Here is a 10,005-nt window from a genome sequence, read left to right as displayed (position 1 = left end):
GGAAAAATAAGCTCCTCTACCAGCGTTTACATTAAATTCCTGAAAACTGTGAAACAGGTTGTCCCCACGAATTGCGCCTCCATCAATCCTGTCGCTAGGGGTGCCGTTAATTTGGACGTTGGGCGTGACTACAGAATTTTCTGCACCGAGACTGTTATCAGGAGTAATTTGTGCTTTGGCTACGGTGAAGTAGCTAAGGCTTGCTAGGGTTGCAAGGGGTAAGGCGAGGAACAAGAATGGGTGACGCACCTGTAGTTTGCTCAGCATTTTAGCAGTGTGGATATGAGGTAGATAAAAATACTTTAAAATAAGTCAAATTGTGGCTCTTGAGTACTAATATCAGGTTTGTACGCAAATAGTACTTATTTGTAAGATTTTGTGACAAAGTATTTTTTGTCAGACTACCTCACTCTCCCTTTTACCTACAAAAAATTTTCCCTCTCCTTAATAAAGAAAGCCAGTGCGTTGGGCGGGCAATGCCCAACTTGTAAGCGCAATATAGCGGTTCTCGTTTGCATGAAGTACATTTTTCAACCTCACCCCCAACCCCTCTCCTTGCTAAGGAGAGGGGAGCGTTTGCGTCAGCAAATGCGGGGTGAGGTGACGACTGTATTGCACCGAAGTCAGAAGCGCTATAGGTTGAGGCAGAGCCTCGTCACCGGCATTTCCAGCCTGAGGCTGGAAACGAGTTTAAAGTATTTTTTGTCAGACTACCTCACCCTCGCTTTTACCTACAAAAAAATTTTCCCTCTCCGAAATCGCGGAGAGGGATGCCCGACAGGGCAGGGTGAGGTTCCCTAAGTCGTGCACAAGCTTGCGCCAACAAAAAAGTATTTTTTGTCAGACTACCTCACCTTCACTTTTACCAACAAAAAAATTTTCCCTCTCCTTGCTAAGGAGAGGGATGCCCGACAGGGCAGGGTGAGGTTCCGTTACTTAGAAATTGTAGCCAACTCCTAGCATCAACCCGACACCAGTGTCATCTATAAAAGCTGCGTTAACAGAACCTGTTAATGTAAATCTACGAGTTAACGGCACATCAACACCGCCAGAGAGAAGCAAACCAACATCAGTATTATCACCAGTTGTAATAGCCACACCTGCACCAACGTAAGGCGCGATGTTAAATCCTTGTCCTGTTCCTCGTTGGGACAAGTCGAAGGTAATGGGAACTAGAACAATGGGATTATCCCCAATCACTGCTGAAGGTCGCACCGAGAAGTTTCGTGTTAGCCCAATTTTACTGAAAACTGCAAAGTTTCCATCACCAAGAGCTGTATCACCGCCAAACCCAATATTACCACCAACCCCAATATAGCTGGAAACACCACGAGTCGCTCTACCTGGCGTAATATTATCTCCACTACCTCCGCCATTCTGTGTATTAAGACTCACATCAGACGGTATAAGGACTCTATTAACCGCATGAATTACACCGTTGCTTGCTTGGATATTCGGCTGAATCACCCTGGCATTGTTGACTGCAATTTGACTACCACCATTGACCTTAACGTTTAAAGGTAAGCCCTCAGCAGTTTTGAGATTACCAGGTGCAAGTTGATCAGCACTAAGGCTACCAGGCACCACATGGTATCTTAAAATTTTAATCAGTGCTTCTCTGTTTTCTGGCTGCTGCAACTGCTGTAAGGTTTGTTGAGGCAAAGCAGAAAATGCTTCATCGGTGGGGGCGAAAACAGTGTAAGGACCAGGTTGTTGTAGAACATCAGCCAAACCTGCTGTCTTCAATAAAGAAGTCAAGATTGTAAAAGAATTACTAGAGGCAGCAACGGATACAATATCTGTGTTAGTTGGAGCACTAGCAGTGGTTCTACCTACAATATAACTAGCAGCGGCGACATTGTTAGCAAGAGGTGGCACCTGTCCTAGTTTAACTAAAGCTTGATATAAATGTGCTGCTGCTTCTGCACGAGTCAGAGGCACAAGAGGATTGAGTACACTCACATTTGGATAGTTAACCACAAGATTAGCTTGTGTTGCAGTTGCCACATTATTCACAGCATAGCTTGGGATAGAACTAGCATCTGTGTAGTAAGTACCAAGACTATTGCTTGCATCACCACTAGCAGTCAAACCTAAACCACTTGTTAAAGCAACGATCGCCTGCACCTTAGGAATTTGCTGATTTGGTCTAAACAAGTTCCCTGGATACCCTGATAGAAATCCGGTTTCGTAGGCTTGAGTAATTGCAGAAGCCCCCCAATAGGTAGAAGGTACATCTTGAAATCCACCAGCAGCTAACTGGCGAACTCGGTTTTGGTTGAAAGCTTTCTGAATCATTGCTGCAAATTCAGCACGAGTCACAGGTTGATCCGGTCTATAAGTGCCATCAGGAAAACCAGTAATTACGTTTCTTGCGGCTAAAGCTTGAATAAATGGTTGTGCCCAGTAATCTGCCCCAACATCAGGAAAGTTAGTTGTCGCTGGAGTTGTCGATGGAGTCGTCGTTGGAGTTGTCGATGGAGTGGTCGATGGAGTTGTCGATGGAGTGGTTGATGGAGTGGTTTCTTGAGGTAAAGTTTGAGCACAAACTAATGTGGGACTGACTGTAGCAGTTATTATTCCTAGCGCCATCAATGCGGTGCTGACTGTTGACAAACGCTTTAAGTTATACATAAGTTTTTTTGCTCCTCACATAAAAGATGACATCTCGCCTACCGTAAATCCAGAGAAGTCATAAGACTCAGTTGATATATTGCACTTGAATCAACCACTGAACAAGTTATTGTTAGAACTTAGATCTCAATAAAACAACTCATGGAAAATTCAAAATGTTTTGAAATACGTAGGCTTAAATGAACTAAAAACGCGATAAAGAATGCAGCAAAAAACTTTTCGTGTTAGAAAAAGAAAATGATTACAAAACATTCTTTATATACTTTGATATAGCTCTTTAAGAGGAGATTAAACATCTATCTCAGGCAAGGATTTTATTAGTTATCTGTGATACGAATTGAGCCCTGACTTTTCACGGTAAGTCCTCAAACCACGAAACTGCGTGGCTTTTTCCACAGCATTATTGTCAATAGTTGTGGATTAATGAAAATGACCAACGGAAAAATCAGGGGTTGGGAAACCCTCAAAATGACCTTTTCCACATGCCGTGAAAAGTCAGATTGAGCCACCCTACAAATTTTCAAAAATCCCTCCTCCGGCTGCTTAAGCTTCAGCCTTATAGGAGATGTTCTTCTTGACTTTTGTTTACAAAACAATCACCACAAAGAATCTGAAGCATTTCTTTAGTTCTCCTGTTGTAGTGTGGAGACACTTGTTAAAGACCATCCCAAACTCGTTGGCTGTTCATAAACTCGCTTCAAGGTATTCACATCTCTAGGAGAAATCGACGGCGAGTTGCGAACCTGAGAAAAGTATAAGGCGTCAGTTGGTAGCGGACTATGTCCCCATATTCCCAATGCATGACCAAATTCGTGGCGAGTGGCTGCAAGGAGATACTGTCCTGTTTGGCTGGGACTCAACAGAATCGTGAAGCAGTGAGATAAAAGATTATTTTTGCTAACGTACACTTCATAAGTAGTTTGAGCAGAACGCGCACGGAGTATTTTACTATTAGGAGAAGTTTGCAATGGTGGAGTTTTTCGCACAATAGTAATGTCTGCGTCTTTCGGCTGTTCAACGATCGCCAAAGGCAAATAAACACTCCACTCCTGAACTGCTTGTACAACGGTCTTCACCCATTCTTCTGCTAGTTTACTATTCACTGCTTGGGGTGATTCTACATAAACCCGAACGGGAAACTGCGACCAAACGAGAGAACCAACTTGGGTTGAACTGACTTGAGAAAAGTAGTCACCGCTATTAGTACTATCTTGCCACTGCGTCAGTGTTGGTGGTAGTGGATGAGGCTTGAGGGGAGGTGGACTAGATGAGGAAGAGGTAACAAGGATGGCGCTGGATTGAAAACTCGTCAAAATAACAAGCAGCGCTGTACCAATAGCTAATGCTAGTGAGACAATGAAGCGCTGCAAGACTACGGTTTTTGTAATGGTAGTTCTAATAGTACTTTTACGACTGCTCAATATGAGTTTTTGGGTTTGTCTCCCCATATCTTGATGTTATTTGGGAAGCCAACCAGCACTTAAAACCACAGTTAAACCAAGAAAAATGGCTGTGAGTGCCCAAGTCACTCGGTTTAATGTATTTTCTGCACTCTTAGTGCTGCTGAACAGTTGGGCTTGTCCACCAATGGCTCCTATGCCATCACCTTTGGGACTATGCAGCAAAACCAAAACAATGAGACCAACAGCGGAAAGTGCCCAAATAACTTCTACGACGTTAGCAATGGTCATGGTAGCTAATATAGTTAATAACGATTTTTAAGATAGACCAATTTTTAATTATAGATGAAAAATTAAAAATGATGAATTATGAGTTTTGTTTCTTTACATAATTCATCATTTTTCACTCTTTCACATCCCCAGTTGTACAGGAGTGCGAGAACGTTGCACTTCATACTCGGCGTTTTGCAGCAGCGATCGCCCTGTCATTTCTGGTGGTTGAGGTAGTTGTAGGATATCCAAAATTGTGGGTGCAATGTCAGAGAGCTTACCATCACTCCCCAATGCGACATCTGTACCATGTCCTGGAATCTTGGCTTTTTCACCTTCCACCAAAATAAGGGGAACTAAGTTGGTCGTGTGCGCTGTCCAGGGATTGCCGTTACTATCTAGCATATACTCAGCGTTGCCGTGGTCAGCAGTTATAATTGCTGTCCCCCCAACTTTACCAATACTGGAGAGTAGACGACCTAAACACTGGTCAACTGTCTCAACGGCTTTGACAGTTGCTGGGATGTTACCTGTGTGTCCTACCATGTCTGGGTTAGCATAGTTGATGACAACAAGCGAGTATACGCGCTTTTCAATGGCTGCGATCGCCACCTCTGTCACTGCTTGTGCTGACATCGCAGGAGCGCTATCATAAGTCGCCACCATCGGAGAATTTATCAGTCCTCGGTCTTCTCCTGCAAAAGGTTCTTCCAAACCGCCATTGAAGAAGTAAGTGACGTGAGCGTATTTTTCTGTTTCTGCAGTCCGAAACTGCTTTAAACCATGCTTGGAAATGACTTCCCCAAGAATATTACTCAAATTTTGCGGTTCAAAAGCAACCCCAACTCGTAATTCTGGGTCATACTGTGTAAAGGTAACAAAAGACAGCGGGGTGATTTGCTGTCTTTCAAAACCGTTAAATTCTGGATTGACAAAAGCTTGGGTGAGTTGTCTTGCTCTGTCGGGGCGGAAGTTAAAAAATATGACTCCGTCTCCTGGTTCGATCGCACCAGGTGCAATTCTAACCGGGATCACGAATTCGTCCGTCACACGTTCTGCATACGATGCTTGTAGGACTTCCACAGCCGGTAGACCATTTCCAGGTCCATCCTGCGTCATCACGTCGTAAGCGCGTTTGACCCGATCCCAACGGCGATCGCGATCCATCGCGTAATAGCGACCGCTAACTGTGACTATACGCCCGACTCCTATACGGTCGATATAGTCTTGAAGAAGCCCCAATGCTTTCACCCCTTCAGTTGGAGTGGTGTCACGTCCATCAGTAATGGCGTGTATGCAAACTTGGGATATTCCCTGAATCTTCGCTAAGTCAAGTAGTCCGAATAGATGAGTGATGTGCGAATGCACTCCACCTGAGGAAGTGAGTCCAACCAGATGCAGCTTGCCATTTCGACTAAACACTTCCTGGCAAATTTTGACAAGTGCTGGATTTCTGAGAATGGAACCGTCTTCTACTGCGTCTGAGATGCGTACTAATTCTTGGGGGACAATTCTACCAGCGCCTATGTTCAAATGACCAACTTCTGAGTTGCCCATTTGAGCTTCTGGTAACCCCACCGCTTTCCCTGATGTTCGGATGAGGGTGTGGGGATAAGCCGCCCATAAGCTATCCATCACCGGAGTGTTAGCAATAGCAATCGCGTTTCCATGACTCTCCTCGCAGTAGCCCCATCCGTCTAAAATGACTAGCACCACGGGAGCTACAGGTGCTTTGGTCATAGTAAAACTGCCCTTTACTTTTTGTAATACCCGAATGATACCATTGCTAATAGCAGCCGCAAGTGAATTTCTGCTTATGATCTACTTTATTTTGCTCGAAGTGGGCTTTTAGACATTTCTTAAACTTTGTTTATCTTTGGCAATTTCTTGTATTTGGTATCATAACTATACTACTGTACACCTATTGGTTTTGTGTCTTTTTCTTGAACATAGACGGATTCACAAAGCAGGTGTCGCTTTGCGAATCGCTGCTTCCCGCAGGCTATCACAAAGGACACAAAAGACACGAAGGTCAGACACAAATAGAGATTCTCATGAATGAATTAGGACTGCTACATCTACATCTCATTTCTTTTTTGTGCCACTTTTAGAAGCTTTAGCAGCCTTTTTAGCAGCTTTTTCAGCAGCAATTGCTGCTAATTTTGCTTCTTCTTTTTCTTCTGCTATTTTATCTAAATAATAGTGGTAGTCGCCTAAGTAGACGCGGAAATCTCCTTCACGGATTTCCACAATTTTGTTTGCTACCTTGGAAATGAAATAACGATCATGGGAAACAACAAGTACTGTGCCATCATAATTTTGAATAGCTTCTTCCAACATTTCTTTTGCAGGAATGTCTAAATGGTTGGTTGGCTCATCCAGTATTAGTAAATTAGCGGGTTGTAAGAGCATTTTTGCTAAGGCAAGACGTGCTTTTTCACCTCCACTCAATGCCGCCACTGCTTTAAATACAGTGTCACCGCTGAAGAGAAATCTTCCTAAAAGGGTGCGAACTTCTTCATTTTTCCAATCAGGAACTTCGTCATGGATAGTTTCCATAACAGTTTTTTTCAAATCCAAAGCTTCCGCTTGGTTTTGTTCAAAGTATCCAGGGAGAACATTGTGTTCACCCAATGTCAGTGATCCTTCTGTGGGTTGTTCAACACCCATGATGAGGCGTAACAAAGTGGATTTACCTGCACCATTGGGAGCAATAAAAGCAATGCGATCGCCCTTTTCTATGAAAAGATTTGCACCCAAAAACAAAATCTTATCATCATAGACGTGAGTTAAATTCTTGATATTCACCACCTCACGACCACTACGGGGTGCAGGGGGAAAACGGAAGTGCAACGTTCTTAAATCATCTGTAGGTGCTTCGATGCGTTCGACTTTTTCCAGTTGTTTTTCGCGGCTTTTTGCCTGGGTACTGCGAGTCGCACTAGCGCGGAACCTATCAACAAAAGCTTGTTGCTTATCTAATTCTTTTTGCTGGCGTTCGTAAGCTGAAAGTTGCGCTGTTTGATTTTCAGCTTTTTGTTGCAAATATGCTGAATAGTTACCAAGGTAGCTGGAGGATACACCGCGTTCTGTTTCCACAATTTGGGTACACAAACGGTCAAGAAACTCGCGGTCATGAGAAACTATTACCATTGGGGTATTTAGCCCCTTGAGATAATTTTCTAACCACTCAATTGTTTCTAAATCTAAATGGTTTGTTGGCTCGTCTAATAGTAATAAGTCAGGTTCTTGCAATAGAATTTTGCCCAAACCCATGCGCATTTGCCAACCACCACTAAAAGCACTTACAAGGCGATCGCCATCTTCTAAGCCAAACCCCATCTCTGGTAGAATCTTCCCAATTCGTGTGTCCAAGATGTAGCCATCTAATGCTTCAAACTGCCGTTGTAAGCGATCTAACTTATTAATCAGTTTATCCAGTTCCTCTGGAGTCGCGCTTTCCATCTCTCGCATCACCTGCGCTAGAGACAGCTGCACAGCGTTAGCTTCCTTAAAAACCGTCCAAAATTCTTCTCTAACAGTGCGAGTGGGTTCGACTTCAAACTCTTGATTTAGATAAGCTATGTGTAAGCTGGCAGGACGAATGATTTCGCCAGACGTAGGTTCAGTTTCCCCTGTGATAATTTTGAGTTGGGTGGATTTTCCGGCACCGTTGACACCGACTAAACCAATGCGATCGCCAGCTTTGACTTCCCAGTTGACATCCTTGAGGACTTCGCCTGTGGGATAAATTTTACTGATATGTTCAAGTCGCAGCATGGGATATCTCCAAGGTTAGGGAATTGAAAGAGAAGGCAGAAGTGATTGTATTGAGTCCAATCTTAACAAAATTTAACTCAAAAATTTGAGTCGTCAACTCTTTCGAGATAAAATAGCAATTCAAAATTGGATGTAGACGAACGAATGAGTTTTTAAACAGAATTTTCGGTTAAGCTTCTGTTATTTACCTGGTATGCAAATCTACGGGCCCGATCCGATTACTTTTGAAGGTGTTACTGGTCATCGGTATTGGTTTAATGAGCCATTCACTTTTACTGGAGTTGCTGACATTGATGAACGATTAAGTGGCTTTCCGGTTGCAGTCTTCCTCCCGCACAATCGACCTGCACACCAGACACCTCTAGTCATCGGACTGCAAGGTATGTCTGCTCCTTATGGCTGGAACGCCTTCATTGTGCCAACGCTAACGCAAATGGGTATAGCTGTAGCTTTGTTTGATACACCCTTTGCAGGTGAGCGTAGCTTGGTGCGTACCTTCAGTGCTGTGGTGCAAAATGAAATTAAGCCGCTAGTGGATGGCGGTATCGCGTTCGACACCCAATTGCTGCTGCGGATTTTTCGTTGTACGACACGTGACATTGGGAAAGTGGTTGATTTTTGCTACAATCGCTACAGTCTCACCGATGGTCGGGTGGCTCTGTTTGGTGTAAGTATGGGAGTTTTGCAAAGTGCCCATGCCTTTACGGCTAACGGTCTTGGAGAACGATTGCTGGGGGCGATTGGTCATGCTAATTTACAGTCCTTTGCCAAAAGCTGGGGCTACCCGCTTTTAAGCGAGTTAGCAGCTTCGCCTCTAGGTAAACTAGCGGAAGCATTGCTAGAACGATTCCAACCTGAGCTTAAACCTGTCATTAAGGTTATGCAAGTAGCGAAAAAACTCAAAGATGGCGATGAGTATAGTCGGGCGTGCAACCCGATGACCTATATCGACCAAGTAAAGCCTCACCGTCGCGTTCGCTTACTCCTTGGTGCTACTGATCACATCGTTAACATTCGAGATGCCCGTTGGTGCGCCAAGCAGTTCCCCGATGGTGTTTGTTACGTTGTTCCAGGAATGGGACATGGACAAACCCATAATGGGAGATCGTTTGTTGATCATGTGCGCTATTTCCTGGTGACGCAATTGGCAGACTGGCGGGGGTAGTTTGACAATAGTGTGCCTCTCACGCTTCGATGGAAAACCGCTAGCAACATACACAAAGAAACATCATCCCTCTTCTACTCTGTTCCCTGTTCACTGTTAAGAGTTCCCTATTCCCTATTCCCTATTCCCTGTTCCCTGTTAAGAGTTCCCTATTCCCTCTTAATTATTTTGTTAGTATCTTTTGTTGCGAAATTGATAAAGTATAGTTATACTGTCCTCTAGATAATTCTCCTACATATAAAGAGTAATTTCCTGCCTGCCAATAACCAGAAATTTCCGGCTTGCCCCCAGAGTACTTATCTGCCAACACACAGAAGCGTCCTCCAGGACTATGAATTAATAGAGTTGGTTGTCCCCCACTTTCAACTGTTAAGCGCAAATAAGGTAGTGATTCTGTCACCCGTATCACCTGATTGGGTTTAGTGGCAATGTTACCACAGTTGCTTGCAAGTGATCCGCCGGACGTACCATTCACAATCAGCGGATCTGGCTGCAAACGAGAAGTAATTTGCACAACTTGCGCCTCAGCCAAATGAGCATTGGTGAAAACTAAGCTCATCGTTAATGCTGCGGGAACAATTTTAAATCGCCCAGGCATCTTCATATTTATTGTTATGCTCCCGACTTTTTATCAAGAAAAATTTGATACATAATATTTTAAAATTAAGTGACGAGAACAATCTGTCTTTGTTTCATAAGTGAACTGTATAAAGTTTTCTTTGGGGAAAAATAATTATATGGTTAAATATTAAGAAA

7 protein-coding genes and 1 pseudogene are annotated in these 10,005 nt (G+C 43.6%); 1 reads left to right on the top strand and 7 read right to left on the bottom strand.

From position 1 onward, the window contains the following. The 6 genes and pseudogenes from DP116_RS23655 to DP116_RS23630 form a co-directional block, all read right to left on the bottom strand. Nucleotides 1-267, bottom strand: a pseudogene (locus DP116_RS23655) (filamentous hemagglutinin N-terminal domain-containing protein); the annotation flags it as partial. Nucleotides 268-936: 669 nt separating this feature from the next. Continuing rightward, complete coding sequence (locus tag DP116_RS23650; protein WP_169157493.1) at nucleotides 937-2,634, bottom strand: fasciclin domain-containing protein; 1,698 nt, start codon at nucleotides 2,632-2,634, stop codon at nucleotides 937-939. A gap of 623 nt (nucleotides 2,635-3,257) precedes the next feature. Beyond that, entirely contained in the window at nucleotides 3,258-4,082 is an 825-nt protein-coding gene (locus DP116_RS23645; protein WP_169157492.1) for a peptidase, read from the bottom strand. Between the two features lie 9 nt (nucleotides 4,083-4,091). Continuing rightward, a complete protein-coding gene (gene secG, locus DP116_RS23640; RefSeq protein WP_169157491.1) occupies nucleotides 4,092-4,325 on the bottom strand; it encodes a preprotein translocase subunit SecG in 234 nt (77 codons plus the stop codon). Between the two features lie 120 nt (nucleotides 4,326-4,445). After that, nucleotides 4,446-6,044, bottom strand: a complete 1,599-nt coding sequence (gene gpmI / locus DP116_RS23635; protein WP_169157490.1) for a 2,3-bisphosphoglycerate-independent phosphoglycerate mutase — start codon at nucleotides 6,042-6,044, stop codon at nucleotides 4,446-4,448. A gap of 345 nt (nucleotides 6,045-6,389) precedes the next feature. Further along, nucleotides 6,390-8,084, bottom strand: a complete 1,695-nt coding sequence (locus DP116_RS23630) for an ABC-F family ATP-binding cassette domain-containing protein (protein WP_169157489.1) — start codon at nucleotides 8,082-8,084, stop codon at nucleotides 6,390-6,392. 193 nt (nucleotides 8,085-8,277) lie between these two features. On the opposite strand from DP116_RS23630, the gene DP116_RS23625 reads away from it, so the two are divergent. Then, nucleotides 8,278-9,249 (top strand): alpha/beta hydrolase, encoded by a 972-nt coding sequence (locus DP116_RS23625; RefSeq protein ID WP_169157488.1) that lies wholly within the window; start codon nucleotides 8,278-8,280, stop codon nucleotides 9,247-9,249. 163 nt (nucleotides 9,250-9,412) lie between these two features. Here the strand turns inward: DP116_RS23625 and DP116_RS23620 are convergent, their stop codons facing one another. Then, nucleotides 9,413-9,853 carry a hypothetical protein gene (locus DP116_RS23620; protein WP_169157487.1) on the bottom strand — a complete coding sequence of 147 codons (441 nt, stop codon included), beginning with the start codon at nucleotides 9,851-9,853 and terminating at the stop codon, nucleotides 9,413-9,415. Nucleotides 9,854-10,005: the final 152 nt, after the last annotated feature.

Source organism: Brasilonema bromeliae SPC951, assembly GCF_012912135.1.
Classification (GTDB): Bacteria; Cyanobacteriota; Cyanobacteriia; order Cyanobacteriales; family Nostocaceae; genus Brasilonema; species Brasilonema bromeliae.
This window is presented reverse-complemented; position numbering and strand designations above follow the sequence as displayed.

What these genes read in the sequence shown, in the direction of transcription:
- DP116_RS23650 (WP_169157493.1), bottom strand. Translation starts at nt 2,634, where the DNA reads ATGTATAACTTAAAGCGTTTGTCAACAGTCAGCACCGCATTGATGGCG.
- DP116_RS23645 (WP_169157492.1), bottom strand. Translation starts at nt 4,082, where the DNA reads ATGGGGAGACAAACCCAAAAACTCATATTGAGCAGTCGTAAAAGTACT.
- secG (WP_169157491.1), bottom strand. Translation starts at nt 4,325, where the DNA reads ATGACCATTGCTAACGTCGTAGAAGTTATTTGGGCACTTTCCGCTGTT.
- gpmI (WP_169157490.1), bottom strand. Translation starts at nt 6,044, where the DNA reads ATGACCAAAGCACCTGTAGCTCCCGTGGTGCTAGTCATTTTAGACGGA.
- DP116_RS23630 (WP_169157489.1), bottom strand. Translation starts at nt 8,084, where the DNA reads ATGCTGCGACTTGAACATATCAGTAAAATTTATCCCACAGGCGAAGTC.
- DP116_RS23625 (WP_169157488.1), top strand. Translation starts at nt 8,278, where the DNA reads ATGCAAATCTACGGGCCCGATCCGATTACTTTTGAAGGTGTTACTGGT.
- DP116_RS23620 (WP_169157487.1), bottom strand. Translation starts at nt 9,853, where the DNA reads ATGAAGATGCCTGGGCGATTTAAAATTGTTCCCGCAGCATTAACGATG.